At 58.9% G+C, this 17058-nt stretch carries 15 protein-coding genes and 1 tRNA gene; 9 read left to right on the top strand and 7 right to left on the bottom strand.

Going from position 1 to position 17058, the window contains the following annotated elements; all coding sequences use genetic code 11:
- Positions 1 to 8 precede the first annotated feature (8 nt).
- The 4 genes from vccC (at position 9) to guaA (ending at position 4980) form a co-directional block, all read left to right on the top strand.
- Entirely contained in the window at positions 9 to 1136 is a 1128-nt protein-coding gene (gene vccC, locus WJU23_RS09880; protein ID WP_346332393.1) for a Verru_Chthon cassette protein C, read from the top strand.
- Between the two features lie 24 nt (positions 1137 to 1160).
- A complete protein-coding gene (gene vccD, locus WJU23_RS09875) occupies positions 1161 to 1862 on the top strand; it encodes a Verru_Chthon cassette protein D (RefSeq protein WP_346332392.1) in 702 nt (233 codons plus the stop codon).
- A gap of 58 nt (positions 1863 to 1920) precedes the next feature.
- Entirely contained in the window at positions 1921 to 3381 is a 1461-nt protein-coding gene (gene guaB / locus WJU23_RS09870; protein WP_346332391.1) for an IMP dehydrogenase, read from the top strand.
- A gap of 78 nt (positions 3382 to 3459) precedes the next feature.
- On the top strand, positions 3460 to 4980 hold the full coding sequence (gene guaA / locus WJU23_RS09865) for a glutamine-hydrolyzing GMP synthase (protein WP_346332390.1): 1521 nt from the start codon (positions 3460 to 3462) through the stop codon (positions 4978 to 4980).
- Between the two features lie 27 nt (positions 4981 to 5007).
- Here the strand turns inward: guaA and WJU23_RS09860 are convergent, their stop codons facing one another.
- Positions 5008 to 6651 carry a DUF1549 domain-containing protein gene (locus WJU23_RS09860; RefSeq protein WP_346332389.1) on the bottom strand — a complete coding sequence of 548 codons (1644 nt, stop codon included), beginning with the start codon at positions 6649 to 6651 and terminating at the stop codon, positions 5008 to 5010.
- A 679-nt stretch (positions 6652 to 7330) separates the two neighbouring features.
- On the opposite strand from WJU23_RS09860, the gene WJU23_RS09855 reads away from it, so the two are divergent.
- The 5 genes from WJU23_RS09855 to WJU23_RS09835 are packed head-to-tail and all read left to right on the top strand — an operon-like array spanning position 7331 to position 12364.
- Positions 7331 to 8803, top strand: a complete 1473-nt coding sequence (locus WJU23_RS09855) for an efflux RND transporter periplasmic adaptor subunit (protein ID WP_346332388.1) — start codon at positions 7331 to 7333, stop codon at positions 8801 to 8803.
- Between the two features lie 2 nt (positions 8804 to 8805).
- A complete protein-coding gene (locus WJU23_RS09850; protein WP_346332387.1) occupies positions 8806 to 9516 on the top strand; it encodes an ABC transporter ATP-binding protein in 711 nt (236 codons plus the stop codon).
- Complete coding sequence (locus WJU23_RS09845) at positions 9513 to 10667, top strand: ABC transporter permease (protein ID WP_346332386.1); 1155 nt, start codon at positions 9513 to 9515, stop codon at positions 10665 to 10667. The genes WJU23_RS09850 and WJU23_RS09845 overlap by 4 nt, the downstream gene beginning before the upstream one ends.
- On the top strand, positions 10668 to 11816 hold the full coding sequence (locus WJU23_RS09840; protein ID WP_346332385.1) for an ABC transporter permease: 1149 nt from the start codon (positions 10668 to 10670) through the stop codon (positions 11814 to 11816). It begins immediately after the preceding gene.
- 47 nt (positions 11817 to 11863) lie between these two features.
- Positions 11864 to 12364 carry a hypothetical protein gene (locus tag WJU23_RS09835; RefSeq protein ID WP_346332384.1) on the top strand — a complete coding sequence of 167 codons (501 nt, stop codon included), beginning with the start codon at positions 11864 to 11866 and terminating at the stop codon, positions 12362 to 12364.
- Between the two features lie 86 nt (positions 12365 to 12450).
- On the opposite strand, the gene WJU23_RS09830 is transcribed toward WJU23_RS09835, so the two are convergent.
- The 6 genes from WJU23_RS09830 to WJU23_RS09805 all read right to left on the bottom strand — a co-directional run bounded on the left by WJU23_RS09830 (position 12451) and on the right by WJU23_RS09805 (position 16974).
- Positions 12451 to 12525: transfer RNA gene (locus tag WJU23_RS09830), tRNA-Cys, on the bottom strand.
- A gap of 122 nt (positions 12526 to 12647) precedes the next feature.
- Complete coding sequence (locus WJU23_RS09825) at positions 12648 to 13004, bottom strand: glutaredoxin (RefSeq protein WP_346332383.1); 357 nt, start codon at positions 13002 to 13004, stop codon at positions 12648 to 12650.
- Positions 13005 to 13054: 50 nt separating this feature from the next.
- Positions 13055 to 14221 carry a molecular chaperone DnaJ gene (dnaJ, locus tag WJU23_RS09820; RefSeq protein ID WP_346332382.1) on the bottom strand — a complete coding sequence of 389 codons (1167 nt, stop codon included), beginning with the start codon at positions 14219 to 14221 and terminating at the stop codon, positions 13055 to 13057.
- Between the two features lie 30 nt (positions 14222 to 14251).
- Complete coding sequence (locus WJU23_RS09815; protein WP_346332381.1) at positions 14252 to 14827, bottom strand: nucleotide exchange factor GrpE; 576 nt, start codon at positions 14825 to 14827, stop codon at positions 14252 to 14254.
- Between the two features lie 100 nt (positions 14828 to 14927).
- Entirely contained in the window at positions 14928 to 16376 is a 1449-nt protein-coding gene (locus WJU23_RS09810; RefSeq protein WP_346332380.1) for a GAF domain-containing SpoIIE family protein phosphatase, read from the bottom strand.
- 61 nt (positions 16377 to 16437) lie between these two features.
- Complete coding sequence (locus WJU23_RS09805) at positions 16438 to 16974, bottom strand: STAS domain-containing protein (RefSeq protein ID WP_346332379.1); 537 nt, start codon at positions 16972 to 16974, stop codon at positions 16438 to 16440.
- Positions 16975 to 17058: the final 84 nt, after the last annotated feature.

Genomic DNA, 17058 nt, shown 5'->3' with positions numbered 1-17058 from the left:
CCTTGATCATGAGCCCTCGACATTCCATTTTTAGAAAGCCTGGTGCACGCAGCCGGGCGGCTTTCACCCTGGTGGAAGTTCTCGTCTCGATGACGGTGCTGCTTATCCTGCTGCTTATCAGTGCGCAGGTGATCGGCACGGTGCAGAGCACATGGACGGCCTCCAACGCCCGTGTGAGCCAGTTTCGTGAAGCCCGCACGGCTTTTGACATCATCACGCGCAACCTGAGCCAGGCGACGCTGAACACTTACATTGACTATGACCAGAGCTATTTGCAGGACTCTGACTCGACGGATGCGACGGCCACCAGTGCTCCGAGCAAGTACATCCGCAAGTCCGATCTGCGTTTTGTCAGCGGTCCGGCGGTCGGCGGGGGAACTCCGCTGCTGACCCAGGGCGGCAGTGCGGCGGAATCCCCGGGACATGCGGTATTTTTTCAGGCACCCCTGGGCGTTTCCCATGACCCCGCGTTTGTCGGCCTGGACCGTTTGCTGTGCGGACGCGGCTATTTTGTGCAATACACTTCTGACGAATTCTTCCGGCCGGAAGTGCTGCCGGCGGGGTTGCCGCGCTTCCGTTACCGCCTGATGGAGTTTTCACCTCCGGCAGAGCAGAACCTGGTGTATGACAGCGCGAGCAACGACAAATGGTTTTCCCAGGCGGGGGTGCCTGTGCAAGGGACGGAAACGCCCGTCAATCACGGGCTGACCCGGCCCATCGCCGATAACATCATTGCGCTGATCATCGCTCCTATGCTGGAGACGGATGCGGCAGTGGCAGGCAATGGGACGACGAACTCCAGCGATGCGTATCGCGCCGTTTTCAACTATGATTCAGCCATCAATGACGGCACGCCGACTGCGGGCGGGCAGGGGAACCAGCACCGGCTGCCACCCTTGGTGAAGGTGGTGCTGGTGGCCATTGATGAACGGACTGCCGACCGTCTGGGCCAGATCAGTGATCCGAGCACGCCACCTTTTGGCACCGAAATCTCCTCCGCTCTCAGCAATGACACGGCTGCTCAGAACCTCAATCAAACGATGGAGGACATCGCCAAGACGCTCAATGAGCGCAATGTTAACTTCCGCATATTCTCATCTACCGTGGCCATCCGGGGCGCCAAGTGGAGCAACTAGTTCATTTTCTTTCATCGAGACCTCATGAGAACTTCGTTTTCCAATCGCAGGCCGGCAGCCTTTACCCTGGTGGAAATGCTCACTGTCGTGGGCATCATTTCATTGCTGATCGCCCTGGTGGCTCCGACCCTGGTGGATGTGGTGCGTTCCACCCGGCTGAATTCAGCAGGTGAAGGACTGGTGAACCGGCTCAGCCTGGCCCAACAGAGTGCTGTCTCTCTCAGCGCGGAGGTTGAGGTGCGCTTTTACAGGTATGTGGACTCCACCTCTGACCGGCCCAGTGACAGTTTATATTATGCCTACCAGGTGGTGCAGACGATGCCGGATGGAACTGAGAAGGCGATTTCAGATCCTTATTACCTGGAGTCCGGAATCGTTATCTCGGCCCAGGAAGACCTCTCACCTCTGTTAAAGACAACGGTTCAACAGTCTGAATCTTCGAACGGAAACTTTCTTTTTACTCCTCCAGGCACAGCTACGGGAGATGATGTGTCATATGCCTCGCTGCGTTTTTATCCAGATGGCGGCATGAGGCTGCTTTCGTCATCGGTGAATGCGGGGGATGAGGCTGCCGAGGTGGCGCAGGCTTACACGATCCCGGAATTCAACAAGAGCTTCCTGATCCTGGTGGAATCCAAGGAATCAATGAATGCACAGGTGCCGCCGAACTATTATTGCATCCAAATTGACTCCTACACGGGCAGGACGCGCGTTTACAGGCCATGATTTGCATCAGGGTGTCACTTTCTGCGTGACACTTGTCTGAGTTCCGCTTAGATGGCACATGGGCGATATTCCTTCCCTTGCACTGAGTTTTGATGACGTATTGGTCCTGCCAGGACTGAGCCAAGTTCTGCCTGGAGAGGTGAACTTGGGAACGCTTTTTGGCAACAGCCTGCAACTGAACATTCCGGTGCTGTCTTCAGCCATGGATACGGTGACGGAGGCGGAGCTGGCGATCGCCCTGGCACGCGAAGGCGGCCTGGGAGTCATCCACCGGAACATCCCGATTGATTACCAGTCGGAGCAGGTGGCCAAGGTGAAGCGTTCCGAAAACACGGTGATTCAGAACCCGCATTGCGTGCGGCTGGAAACGACTCTCGGAGAGCTGCAGCGCCTGATGCATGAAAAGGGCGTGAGCGGGTTCCCGGTGGTGGACCCGGACGGCAGGCTGGTGGGCATGGTGACCAGCCGTGACATGTGGTACACGGAGGATGAGGAGACGCCGGTCTCGGCCATCATGACCCCGAGGGAGCGTCTGGCAGTGGGGACACCGCAGACGAGCTTTGACGAAGCGCTGAAAATTCTTTACACGCACCGGATCGAAAAACTGCCCCTGGTGGATGCGAACGGGAAGCTGGCGGGGTTGATCACGAAGCAGGATGTGGTGAAGCGGCAGATGTTCACGAGCGCGGCCAAGGATGCCAACGGCCAGCTTCTGGTGGGTGCGGCGGTGGGTGTGGGGGATGACTGTGCGGACCGTGGAGCGGCCCTGGTGGCGGCGGGAGCGGACGCCCTTTTCATTGATGCGGCCACGGGCCATACCACGAGGGTGGCGGATGTGATCTCCCGTTTGCGTGCCCGCCTGGGCGGGAGCATCCCGATTGTGGCCGGGAATGTGGTGACGCAGGAAGGCGCTCTGCACCTGGTGGAGGCCGGGGCCTCTGCGGTGAAGGTGGGTGTGGGGCCAGGCTCCATCTGCACCACGCGTATCATTTCAGGGGTGGGCATGGCCCAGTTCACGGCGGTGCAGGAGGTGGCGGAAGTCTGCCGCCCACGCGGTGTGACCGTCATTGCCGACGGCGGCATCCGTTATTCAGGTGACATTGTCAAAGCCCTCGCTGGCGGAGCCGACTGCGTGATGCTGGGCTCCCTTTTGGCCGGAACGGCGGAAAGCCCGGGTAATATGGTGAAGTGGCAGGGCCGCACCTTCAAAGAATACCGGGGGATGGGCAGCCTGAAGGCGATGCGCAAAGGCGCAGGGGACCGTTACGGCCAGAACAGCTCCGGCAAACTGGTGCCTGAAGGCGTTGAGGCACGGGTGCCGTTTAAAGGACCGCTGGCGGACGTGGTCTTCCAGCTCATGGGCGGCTTGCGCTCCGGCATGGGCTATGTGGGGGCTGACAATCTGGACGAGCTGCGGGCCAAGGCGCGCTTTGTCCGCATCACCGCCGGTGGCCTGAAGGAAAGCCATCCGCACGATGTCGTCATCACGGAGGAGCCGGTGAATTACGAGCCCTCCTGACCTGCCTTTTTTGATGAGAGGAGTGCGGTTTGCGCCTCTCCGTTTTGACTTTCATTTCATCGCTGTTTTCACATTTCCATGACCGATCACGAAGTTGCCGTACTTGATTACGGTTCCCAGTACAGCCAGCTCATTGTCCGCCGGGTGCGGGAGCTGGGTTTTGTTTCCCACCTCTATCCGCCTGCTGAGCTGGCCAACCTGCAGAACCCTGGGGCCATCATTCTTTCCGGCGGACCGCGCAGCACGTCGGAGGCGGATGCGCCGGATGTGGATTTTGAAAAGCTGCTGTCATTTGGGGTGCCGGTGCTGGGCGTGTGCTACGGCATGCAGCTGCTGAACATCAAGCATGGCGGCACGGTGAAGCCGGGTGTCACGCGTGAGTATGGACCTGCGAAGCTGGTAGTGACGGAGCATGCGGATCTTTTCAAAGGCATCTCCCATGAGTCCCAGGTGTGGATGAGCCACAGTGATACCTGCGCGAACCTAGCCAGCACGACGCAGGTGATCGCGACGAATGAGGATGCGGTGCCGGTGGCTCTAAAATGGAGCGAACGCTGCTGGGGCATCCAGTTCCACCCGGAGGTGACGCATTCCCATGAGGGTACGGCGATCCTGAAAAACTTCCTCACGGAAAGCGGCGCGAATTTGGCCAAGTTTGACATCCTGGAGTTCAAGGACCAGATGATCGAGCAGATCAAGACCGAGGTGGGCGACCGCGAGGTGATCTGCGGGGTATCCGGCGGGGTGGACAGCACGGTGCTGGCGGTGCTGCTGGCACGCGCCGGAGTGAAGGTGCGCTGTATCTTCATTGATACCGGCCTGATGCGGCTGAATGAAGCGGCGGAAGTGAAGGTGCTGTTTGAGGAGGTGGGCGTGCCCATTGAGCAGATTGATGCGAGCGAGACTTTCTTGGGCGCGTTGAAGGGCATCACAGATCCGGAGCAGAAGCGCCGCATAATCGGGACGCTGTTTGTGGAGGAATTTTGGAAGCTGGCGGATGATGTGGAGCTGCTGGCGCAGGGCACGCTCTATCCGGATGTGATCGAGAGCGCGACGAGCGGCTCCATCGCGAGCGTGATCAAAACGCATCATAACCGGGTGAACCGGATCATGGAGCTGAAGGCGCAGGGCAAGGTGCTGGAGCCGCTGGCGGAGCTTTTCAAGGATGAGGTGCGTGCATTGGGCGCGAGCCTGGGCATCCCGCACCGGGCGCTTTGGCGGCACCCGTTTCCAGGGCCTGGCCTGGCGGTGCGCATCCCGGGTGAGATCACGCCGGAGCGCATTCTGTCCACCCAGCAGGCGGATGCCATCTTCATCGCCGAGCTGCACCGCAGCGGCTGGTACCAGCATGTGTGGCAGGCCTACGCGGCTCTGCTGCCGGTGAAGACGGTGGGGGTCAAGGGGGATGAGCGCAGCTATGAGCAGGCCATTTCTCTTCGCGCTGTCATCAGTGAGGATGCCATGACGGCAGACTGGGTGGAGCTGCCGTATGAGGTGCTGCGCAACACGTCTAACAAGATTTTAAACAGCGTCAAAGGGGTGAACCGGGTGCTGTATGATATCAGTACCAAACCGCCGGCGAGCATCGAGTGGGAGTGAAGCAGGCTTGAAGCGAGGCTGCCTGCGTTAAGGCAGGAAGAGAAATTCACTGGTGTTCAGGAGCGCCCAGGCAATGTCCTGGGTGCCTGACTCCGGGTGCGCGGCCAGGTGGGCGAGGGCAACGGTTTGCTCCCGCTCTTCAGGGAAGCGGCCGAGGGTGGTGAGGAAGAGATGCTCGACCTGTTGCACAGGTTTGGCACCGGACAGGACCAGCTTTTCCGAGGCAGATACACGGGTGATCAGCGGGCTGGCCATCATGAACCGGGCCAGGCCGTGGGAGATGACGGGCGCGGTTTCATCCGCCCACTCGCGGGTGCCCTGGCCTAACAAACGAAGCGGATGCGCAGGAGGCGGCACTTGAGGGAGAGCGGTGCTGGTTTGGGCATCTGCATCGGCTGCTGGCAGCCAGGTGGCCCAGGCATCCCAAGTGATGTGTGGCGGTATGCGGCGCAGGCGCGGGGAGGCAGGAACCACAAAATGAAACATGTGGGCGCGGCTGACGGACTCGCGCTGATAGGCCTCCGTGCGGGCCAGGATGCGCAGAAACTCACGCTGGCGGGAGCCGCTGTGGATAAATTCTTCACCCAGGGTCTGCAGGATGCGGGCATCGCGGTTTTTGGACAGATCAAAGAATCCGGAGTGGGTGAGGGTATTCCAAGATGGCGGGGTATCGCATCCCCGGCGGCTGATGACATCGTGCCAGGTTTCCTTTTCGGCAGCGCCTTCGGTCTGACGTGCGGTGCCTGGCATGAAGCCGGAAAGCCTCTGCCAGAGACGCAAGGCGGACATCTCTGAAAAACGCTTGTTGTTAGGCCCGTTGAACCACAGTGCGAGCTGGTTCCGCCTGTTGCTGCCGGGGTGGGGGCCGGCCTGGAAGGCGCTGCGAGGATCGTCCGCTTTAATTTGATCCAGGGGAAGGAACTTCGGGTCAACTGCCTGGCCGGGCTTGCCATCCCGGTAATAGTAGGGGCGCGGGAGGGTCACCGGGGGAGCGCCTTCAGGCACAAAACAGGCGGCGAATTCGTAGCTCTGCTTTTGGGTGAAATCTGCAAAGGGATGGTTATGGCATTGAGCACAGTGGAGGTCGGCACCGAGGAGGGCGCGGGCCAGCTCGGAGCTCGTGTGCAGCATGTCCCCTTCATCACGCTGGAGCATGCCGGCGGCGGGATCTGTGGCCAGATCCCCGCTCCCGTCGGACCGGAGCATGGTGGCGATGAGCTGGTCATAGGGTGTGTCCTTGGCGATCTCCTGCCGCAGCCAGCGGATAAACGGTGCCTGGGATTGCTGACCGATGTCGTCTTTGATTCGCAGAGCCTCAGCGAGTGAACGGAAGCGGACTTCGTTGGCACCAGGCTCGGCGAGCAGCTGGTCCACCAGATGCGCCCGTTTGTTTTCCGATGGGTCTGCGATGAACTGCCGGATCTCCTCCGGCGCAGGCAGCCTGCCGGCGAGATCCATGCAGGCCCGGCGGAGGAAAACGAGGTCGCTGGCTCTGGGCGGCATCTCCGCCATCAGTCCGCGGGATTCGGCGAGCTTTTTTTCCTCCTCACGCCGCTCCATGAAGGCGGCGTCAATCCGGGCGGCTGCGGCTTGGAGCACCGGCTCGGATATTGGCTCTGCATGGAGGATGCTCCCCAGGGTAGCCAGCAGCGGAAGCAGGGTGCGTTTCATACCGCTGCAACGGGCTGGATGGGCATGCTATTAGATTTTGAGTGGGACGGTTGCGCTGAGTGCCTTGGCAGGCAGACCCGGCAGATGAAAATGAAGTCTTTGTCCTCTCTATCCTTTGCCTTTGATCGGCCCCTTGCAGACTGAGGTAAACGGAGGTAGAATGGAAAATGATCCGGCGGGCAGTAGCATCCATCATGCTTATCTTCATGGCGATTTCATGCGCGATGCATGGAGCTGTGATTGTGCGCTGCCAATGCACGGGATCTTTATTTCAGGGGGCGGGTCCAGAGACTTGCTGCGATGACTGCGAAGAAACAAGCATCACCGTCTCGGAGGCCATTGGGAATGAGATCAGCCCCTTTCCCAGTTATGATTGCCGGGACGGATGTTTTGTCATTGTTTCCAAAGGCGGCGTCAATCTCTCCGCTGCCAGCGGCAAGGTTGAAATCAAAGCGCCTCCTCTTCTGTCTGCTGTGCTAACGCTCATGGTGCCTCCTGAGGCCCCGTGGAATCTCGGTACCCACCGGGATGCAAGGCCCGAGAGCCTATCCCTGACTGGGATTTCACGAAGATATCTCTTCGGTTCGCTTCAAGTTTGAAGCTTTGAGCAGCTATTAAGGCGATCCTCCTTTCGGGAGGTTCGTGCCTGTTTGTCTTGCTCAATTGAACCTGTAAACTTGTGTCCCTATCCACCCTTTATTCGGGTTCCCCACCTCTCGGGGAACCTCCTTTATTGCCTCGACGTGCCTTCTACCAAAGGCTGTTACAACTGCCCGCCTGGACATTCCCCGCTTTCCTCATTCTCGCGCTTGGATCGCTCTTCGCCGTTGTCCTTCGGGACAGGCTTTTGCCTGCCACGCCGGTGAACGTTGCGGTAGCCATTCTTTTGCCAGATGTTGAAACGGCAGCAGCACCTGCCGCTACCGCAGGTCTTCCTGCCAGCGGGGAGAGTGGCAAGTTGCTTTTTCAGGCGGGGGGGTGGATTGAACCTGATCCCCGGCCGATCTACGCATCCGCCCTGACGGATGGCACCCTCCTGGCGGTGCATGTTCAAGAAGGCCAGGAGGTGAAGAAGGGCCAGCTATTGGCCGAACTGGTTCCTGATGACGCGGAAATAGCTCTGGCTGCCGCTGAAAGAAAATACGAGCGGGCCGTCGCTGAATATGACCTGCAAAAGGTGATGGTCTCAGTCGCAGAGGCAGACGCGTCTGCCATGGAAGACCTCATCGCAGCAGCCGAAGCGAAGCTGGCTCAGGAACAGGACAAGCTAAGCCGCGTTGATCGCACTCAAGATGGTTCCATTTCAGCCCAGGAACGTGCACAGGCACGTTTTGGGGTGGAGGGGCAGCTTGCCGCAGTCGCAGCACAGAAATCCCAGCATGCAGCAGCACTGGCCAAGGTCAGCGCCTCACGTGCGCAATTGGTGGTCTTAGAGGCGGACAGCGGAACCGCCAAGGTCGAGGTGGAAAAGATGGAACTGGCCTTGTCCCGCACTCGCATTCTGTCTCCGGTGGATGGCGTCATCCTGGAATTGCACGCCGCACCCGGGCAGAAAAAGATGTTTGGCGGGGACAACCACCTTTCGGCCACCATCGCGGCACTATTCGAAAAAGATAAACTTCAAGCCCGAGTGGATGTGCCCTTGGCCGATGCAAGAGGGATCACTTTGGGACAGGAGACGGTCATCACATCCGACTTCCTTCCAAACATTGAGTTTCGAGGAGTCGTGACGAAAATCGTGGGATCGGCAAACCTTCAAAGGAATACGCTGCAAGCCAAGGTGCGGGTCGTTGATCCAGATCCCCGGCTACGGCCGGAAATGCTTTGCCGCGTCAAATTCCTTGAAGCCTCTGGCACGCCAGCATCCGACTCCGAAACTGCTGCTGCTTCTGCCTCAAGCGCAGACAGCACCCGTGCCGTTATGGTGCCAATAGCCGCGATTACCTCCGAAGAGGATGCCAAGGCCATCCTTTGGGTCGTCGGGATGGATGGAGTCACCGCATCAAAGCGTGCTGTGTCTCTGGGGTCGGTCATCAGAGAAGACTACCGCGCCATTGTCTCTGGAGTTTTGCCGGGGGAACTCGTCATTTTCCCGCCATATGAAGGACTCAAAGAGGGTGGCCGTGTCAAACCTTCCTACCTCCAAGACTAGCCATGCCTGATTCACTACCATTCATCCGCTGCCGGGGGCTTAGCAAGGTGTACCATAAAGGGACAACGGTGGTTACACCGTTAAAAGACCTCAATCTGGATGTGGGCCAAGGGAGCTTTTTAGCACTCATGGGGCCTTCCGGGAGCGGTAAGACAACCCTTCTAAATCTCATTGCAGGCATTGACAGTCCGACTTCAGGAAGTCTCGACATTGGCGGCAGCAACATTGCTGGCATGTCACGGGGAAAACTCACCCGCTGGCGGGCGGAGAATGTTGGCTACATCTTCCAGCTGTATCATTTGGTGCCGATTCTCTCGGCCTTCGAGAATGTGGAACTGCCGTTGCTTCTGTCATCGCTCTCCCGCCAAGAGCGGCGGGCGCGAGTGCTGACCGCGCTGGAACTGGTGGGCCTCACTGATCGTGCCCAGCATACTCCTGCCGAACTGTCAGGCGGCCAGGAACAGAGGGTAGCCATTGCCAGGGCGATTGTGGCCAACCCGTCTTTGATCGTGGCAGATGAACCGACTGGGGACCTGGACCGGGAATCGGCCACTCAGATTCTCGGGCTCCTCCGGGAACTGGTGAACGAGCACGGCAAAACAGTCATCATGGTGACGCACGACCCCAGGGCTGCTGCCGCTGCCGACAGGTTACTGCAACTGGACAAAGGCAGACTGATCGAATCTCAACCAGAGGGATTTCACACGCCATGACAGGCAAACTCATCAGTTTAGCCACGCTTGCCTTTAAGCAGGTGGTCCGTCACAAGGTCCGGTCATCGCTGACAATCCTTGGCGTCGCTGCTGGAATGTTTCTCTTTTCTACAGTGGAGACCATGCAGCGAAGTTTGCGGCTTGCGACGCAATCCGAAGCCGATGACACGACGTTGGTGGTCTATCGGGAAAACCGGTTTTGTCCGGCCACGAGCCGGCTGCCTGAGCATTATGAAATGGGCATCCGGAAGATCTCAGGAGTTAAAGAGGTCATTCCGATTCAAATCGTGGTCAACAACTGCGGTGCGAGCTTGGACATCATCGCATTTCGTGGAGTGCCTGCTGAAAACCTTTTGCGATATGCACCGCAAATTGAGTTTCTCGAGGGTTCTTTTGAGGATTGGAAAAAGCGCAACGACGCAGTGCTTTTGGGCCGTCATTTCGCTGCCAGGCGCGGCTTAAAAGTGGGCGACCGCTTTGACGCAGCCGGTGTGGTGGTGCATGTCGCAGGCATCATTCAAAGCGATGAGCCACAAGATAACAATGTGGGATATGTACACCTTTCGTTTCTCCAGCAAGCCTCCAACGCAGGGCTCGGTATCGTGACCCAATTCAATGTTCGTGTGCAGCCGGGGGCCGGGCTTGATCGGGTGGCCAAGGACATTGACGAGTATTTTCGCAGTGAGCAAGCGCCCACGCGAACCCGTCCTGAAAAAGCTTTCTTTGCGGATACTGCCGCAGCCTTGGTGGAGCTCGTTGGGTTTACCCGATGGCTTGGGCTGGGGGCGGTGGCTGCGGTGCTAGGACTGGTGGCCAATTCGATCCTGCTTGTGGTGAGGTCACGGGTGAAAGAGAATGCGGTGCTGCAAACCCTAGGCTTTTCACAGAGCGCCATTGCTCTGGTCGTGGCCATCGAGGGGATTTTGCTCGGCGCTATGGGCGGTGCCGTTGGGGTCGCCACTGCCTTTGTGTTCCTGCGCTGGCAAAGTTACACGATTGGCAACGAGGGCGTCACCATGGCGATTGCTCCCGATGCTGCCGTTGTCATTAAGGGCCTGGCCACGGCACTCGCTCTGGGCCTGCTGGCGAGCCTGTTTCCCGCGTGGAAAGCTTCCCACCGGCCGATTGTTGAATCTCTTAGATCCACCTAAATGCTGCCGCTTTCATACGCCGTCCGAAACCTCTTTCGCGCTCCAGCAAGGCTCACGCAGCTTGTCCTTGGGGCTGCGATTGTTATTCTGCTGCTCATGCTCACCAGTGCGCTTTCTAAAGGCATGGATGGGGTGATCAAAGCCTCAGGATCCGAAGAAAATGTCATTGTGCTTGGTTCAGGAAGTGAAGAAAGCGTGGAGCGCAGTGAGGTGGCGGCCTCCTTGCCATCGCTGCTTGCCGCATCGGTTCCTGGTATAAAGACCACACTCGGAAAGCCAGCAGTCTCAGCAGAGATCCACTACAACGGACTGCTGACGCCGAAGAGCGGAATGCCCCGGCAAGCGCTGATTCGTGGAGTGACCCCTGCCGCACTTTTGGTCCATCCAGATATCCGGCTCACGGCAGGTCGTTTTCCCCACGCGGGAGAGGTCATGGTGGGAAAGCTCGCGGCAAACAAGCTTGGCCTACCCCATGATGAACTGGCGATTGGGGGCAGAGTAAGGATTGGAGAATCCGACTTTGACGTTGTGGGGCACTTCCAAGCACCCGGTACTGTCATGGAGGGGGAGGTATGGGCGGATGTGAACGACCTGCGGGCGGTTGGTCAGAGGGACACTCTGTCCTGCGTGGTGGTTAGGCTTGGGGAGGCGACCTTTGACGATGTGGAAATATTCACGCTTCAGCGCCTGGACTTGGAACTGGTGGCGATGCGAGAAAGTGACTATTACCAAAAGCTTTCCGTCTTTTACCGGCCCATTCGCGCCATGACCTGGCTGACCACCGCATTGATTGCTGTTGGGGCAGTCTTTGGAGGCTTTAACACGTTGTATGCAGCCTTTGCATCGCGCATTCGAGAAATGGCAACGCTTCAAGCCATCGGCTACACACGAACTGCATTGCTGGTGAGTTTGGTGCAGGAATGCCTGCTTGCCTCGTTGTTGGCGGTGTTTGTGGCCGGGGTGATGGCCATGGGGCTGGCGGATGGCTACACCGTTTCGTTTTCCATCGGAACTTTCGCCCTGGAAATCACTTCCGAAATATTGGGCATTGGTGCCCTGGGTGGCGCTGCTCTCGCTATCCTGGGAGCTTTGCCGCCTGCCTGGACTTGTCTCAACCCCCAACTCCATTCTGCCTTGCGCTCCGCTTGAACACTTTCATTCACAATCCACTCAAACCAAACCAAACCTAACCTACTATGAAAAAAACACTCGCTTCCATCCTTCTGATTCTCCTGGCCGCTCCGATGAGCCGCGCTGCTGACCAGCTTCCTGATTCTCTTTTGACGGTCAAGTCTCCTTCCGGTGCGCTGAGCGTGGTGAAAGCACGGCAAACGGCTAAAGCGGGCGAAGCCATTGTCGTGAGGGGAAGGATCGGAGGCCGAGCCATGTCCTTGATGGACAAAGCCGCCATTGCGGTCCTGGCAGACGAAAAGTCCATTGTGCCATGCGACGCAAATCCTGCCGATTCCTGTAAAACTCCCTGGGACTACTGTTGTGAAAGTCCGGAAAAACTGAAAGCCGGAACGGCTACCATTCAGGTGAAAGGCGAGAATGGGAAATTGCTCAGGACAAGCCTGCGCGGGTTCAGTGGACTGAAGGAACTGAGCACCGTTGTTGTCGCCGGCACGGTAGATGCATCTTCAACCCAAGATGCGCTTATTATTAACGTAGCGAGCATCCACGTCGAAAAACAGTGACCATTTCCCAACGGTGATTTCTGTAACCACGTGAGACAGGCGTTGAGACTTTTCAGATTTTCAAACGTACTCGTTGAAAATGAAAGTGGAGGCGAGGGCGGGAATTGAACCCGCGCATACCGGTTTTGCAGACCAGTGCATTACCACTTTGCTACCTCGCCATTGCTCAGAGAGCAGAGGTGTCTATAAGACTTGTCCGGGGTCGTGTCAACCTTGGTGAATGACAAGTCTTTTTGGCCCAGGCTCTGCCTGACGAGGCGGGAGCCTGGGAGAAGAGGGGGAATCAGTTGATGAAGCTGATCTTGCCAACCTGGCCGGCGGCCATGGCGGCGTGCTGGGCGTCGGTGCAGGCGGAGTCAATGGGTGCGTCGGGCGGGGTATCGTCCGGCTGGAGGAGGTTGTTGGAGATCATCCAGCGCTCGACTTCTTCGCCGCTGATGTCGGCGAGCATGGTGTCGTTGATCTCGACGCAGGGGCTGAGGGGCTGGCCGCTTTTCTGTTCCATCTCCCAGCGGAAGGCGGGGTTTTTGATGATGTCCTTTTCCTCGTAGGGAAGGTCATACTTGCGGAAGATGGCGCGGACGCCTTCGCTCCAGCCACAGTAGGTTTTGAGGTAGGCGGTGATTTTGGGCGGATTCATAAAGAGGGGAAATCTGGGTTCAATGAAGGGTTACGCTTTGGAGCGGGGGCTTATTTGAAGAACTTTTTGGCCTTTTCGAAGAAACTTTCTTCCATGGTGGAGGAGTGGGTCTCACCAAAAGATTCGGCGAAGGCCTGGAGGTGGGCCTTCTGCTCGGCGTTGAGCTTGGTGGGAACGGCGATCTGGACGTGGACGTAGAGGTCGCCGTGGCGTTCTTCGCCGAGGGTTTTGATGCCTTTTCCGCGGAGGCGGAAGGTGGTGCCGTTCTGGGTGCCGGAGGGCACTTTGAGGGTGGCCTTGCCTTCCAGGGTGGGGACGGTGGTCTCGCCACCGAGGGCGGCGGTGGAGAAGCTGAGGGGCATCTGGCAGTGGAGGTCGTCACCTTCCCGCTCGAAGATTTCGTGCTGGCGGATCTGAACGACGATGTAGAGGTCGCCAGCAGGGCCGCCTTTGCTGCCGTAATCGCCATTGCCACCGGAGCGGAGGCGGGAGCCGTCCTCGATGCCGGCGGGGATTTTGACGCGGATTTTGGTGCGCTCTTTGGAGCGGCCGGTGCCGGAGCAGACTTTGCAGGGGTCGCTGATGACCTCACCGGAACCGCTGCAGTCCGGGCAGGTCTGCTGGATCTGAAAGAAGCCGCGGGAGGAGATGACCTGGCCGACGCCGCCACAGGTGCGGCAGGTTTTTTTGCCACCACCGCTGGCGGAACCGCTGCCGGAGCAGGTTTTGCAACTGTTGAGGCGCTCGTATTCGATCTCGCGCTCGCAGCCTTTGGCGGCTTCTTCGAGGCTGATTTCCAGGCCGTAGCGGAGGTCGCTACCACGCTGGGGGCCGTCCCGGCGCTGCTGGCGGCCACCGCCGCCGCCACCGAAGAAGCTTTCGAAGACACCGCTGCCACCACCACCGCCGCCGCCGAAGACCTCGCGGAAGATGTCAAAGGGGTCGTGGAAGCCGCCTCCACCGCCAGCCCCTGGACCGCCCATGCCACCGGCGAAGGCGGCGTGTCCATAGCGGTCGTAGGCGGCGCGTTTTTGGTCGTCGCTGAGGATGTCGTAGGCCTCGCCGATTTCTTTGAATTTGTCTTCGGCGGTTTTGTCCCCGGGGTTTTTGTCGGGGTGGAATTTGACGGCCAGTTTGCGGTAGGCTTTTTTCAGGTCATCGGCAGAGACGTCACGGGAGACGCCCAATACCTCATAATAATCGCGTTTTTCTGCCATGATGGGAGTGAAGGAGACGGGAGGGGTGGTTTAGGCGGCTTGTGTGGGGGTGCCGGAGACGATGACACTGGCGGCGCGAAGGAGGCGGTCTTTGAGCTTGTAACCTCGGCGGGTGACGCGGATGACGGTGCCTTCTGGGACGTCCGGGCTGACTTCCTGGGAGACGGCGTCGTGGAGGTTAGGATCGAAGGGCTTGTCCTGGGCTTCGATTTCCTGGACGCCCTGCTCGCGGAGGAAGTCAGTGATCTGGCGGTGGACCATGCTCATGCCCATAAAGATCATGGATTTTTCAGACTCTGCGCGGGCGGCTTCCAGACCCATTTCGAAATTGTCGAGGATGGGGAAGAGGGAGCGGAGGAGGTCGGCATTGGCAAAGGCGCGGGTTTCCTGGGCCTCGCGGGTGGCGCGCTTGCGGAAGTTGTCCAGCTCGGCGGCGTTGCGGTAGGCAAGATCCTTCCACTGGGTGACCTCGGCCAGGGCGGCCTCCAGGGGATCTGCCGGGGGGGCGGGTTCGGTCACGGCTTCGGCCTCCGGGTTGGTTTCCACGGTGACGGGGGACTCTGGGATTTCAGGCTGGGTCTCTGGGGTGGGACTCGGCTCGGACATGTCAGGGTTGGTTTTCAGGGGTTAAGGCTTGGATAAAGAGAGGGACCAGCATCGGCAGATGCGCAGCGCGGCAGACATCTGCTGAGCGTGGGGGCGGGTATTATGCCTCCTTCTGGAGGGCAATCAAGGTGATGTCATCGTGAGACCGCTTGCCGCCGAGAAACTTGTCCACATCGGCGACGATGCCATCCACAATCCCTGCGGCTCCGTGGGGGGCAAAGGTGGCGAGGGTGGTGTGGATGCGCTCTTCACCAAACTCGAGGCCTTTGGCATCCAGGGCTTCATTGATGCCGTCGGTATAAAGCAGGAGGCAGTCCCCGGGGTGCATCTGAAAGGTAAGGTCTTTGGTGACGCGCTCGAAGACGTCGCCTTTGTCAATGCCGACAGCGAGGCCGCCGCTGTGGAGGCTGTCCACCTTGCCGGAGGCCTGGCGCCAGATGAGGGGGAGGGTATGGCCGGCGCGGGCCAGGGTGATGGTGTCAGTGGCAGGCTCGAAAACCATGTAGATCATGCTGATAAACATGTCCTCCCGGATGTCCGGTGAGAGCTGGCGGTTGACGGCGGCCAGGACGGCGGCGGGAGAGTGGCTGCTGGCGGCATTGCTGCGCAGGATGCTGCGGCACATGGCGGTGATAATGGCAGCAGCGGTGCCTTTGCCTGAGACGTCGGCGATGACGACGCCGAGGCGGTCATCGGCAAGGGGGATGTAGTCGTAATAATCGCCGCTGAGAACCTTGGCGGGGATGTTGCGTCCGGCGATGGTGTAGCCATTCAGGACGGGATTGTGGTCTGGCAAAAGGATGCGCTGGATGTCGCTGGCGGCGCGGAGCTCGGCCTCGATCTGTTTTTTTTCTGAAGCGGCCTGATGGGCCATGGCATTGGCGAGGGCGAAGGCGGACTGCTCGACGATGGATTTGAAGACCTCGAAGTCGTTGGCCTTGTAGATGCGGGCTCCTTTGGGTGAGGTAACGGCCAGGACGCCGAGTTTTTTGGGCCCAAAGCTAAGGGGGCCGATGAGGACGGTGACGTTGTTTTGAAAGCTGCTGCCGTTTTTGAGGCGGCTGTCCTTGCGGAGGTCCTCAATGATTTCCGGGCGCTGGGTGGAGAAGACGCCGCCGACGACGCTTTCATCCCTCCGCAGGGAATGAAGCCGGAGAAAGCTGAGGAGGGCGGAGGGGTTGGTCTTGCCCATGGCGGCGATGCGCTCCGGCAGGTCAATGAGGGGGGCGCAATGGTCGGAATGAAAACGGGGGACGAGGGATTTACCGGTCGGGTCAAGGAGGTAGAGGGCGCCGCCATTGCTCTTGAGGACGCGCATGGCTCCTTCGACAATGAGACGATACATGGCGGAATGGCTGTCCTCGCGGGTGATGGCCTCGCCAAGATCATGTAGAAAGCCGAACATGCGGCGCTCTTCCTCCACGATTTCCTGCTCCTCCTGCAGGAGTGCCAAAATGGCCTGGTCTTTCTTTTTGGAGATCAGCACCAGGGCGATGCCAGCCCCGGCCAGCAGGAGGCTCAGCACGATAATGATGATGATGCTGATCATGGGAGCGGGGAGAAGGCAGATGATGGCAGCGGACGGCCATCAAGCATGATTGCCTGCACTGCTAGGAGGTGGCCAGTTCTGGCTGTTCCTCAAGCTCCTTCTCTAAAAAATGAATGACATCGCGGAAGCGGCCTTCGTTCATGTTGCTCATGTCAGCCAGAGTTTGATGGGCCATGAGCACATGCTGGGTGTGCTCGATCTTGTTGCTGGCACCTTTTTCACTGCAAGTGGCGAGCTGGGCGCAGGCCATTTCCCGTTCTTCCGGCCAGGCATTGCCTGCGCTGTCCACTTCCATGATGTGGTCCAGCCCGAGGTCGGTGAGAAGTTGCAGGTTGCGGGCGTTGGCGTTCAGGACGCTGAGGGATCCACCATTTTTTTCGCGGAGCTGGAGGGCGGCTCCTGTGAGGGTGCCCAGGAAGGTGGAATCCATCATGGGACAGCGCTCCAGATCAACAACGAGATCATGGGTGCCGTTGGCAACGACTGCCTGGAGAGCTTTTTTGACCTGGACAGAGTTTTGGAAGGTGCCGCGACCTTCAACCCGAAGCCAAAAAAGCTTGCCTATTCGGCCTACAAGAATGGTGGATGGGGGGGTCACGGCAAGCAGAGAAAAGTTGGTTAGAAATCAGTTCGCTTGAAAACGGTGAGCAGATGCAATGCCGACACTACAATGTCGGCCGGC

Origin of the sequence: Prosthecobacter sp. SYSU 5D2, assembly GCF_039655865.1 — a bacterium.
In the GTDB taxonomy this organism is placed as follows: domain Bacteria; phylum Verrucomicrobiota; class Verrucomicrobiia; order Verrucomicrobiales; family Verrucomicrobiaceae; genus Prosthecobacter.
The sequence above is the reverse complement of the archived record's forward strand: the minus strand, read 5'-3'. Positions and strand labels throughout refer to the sequence as shown.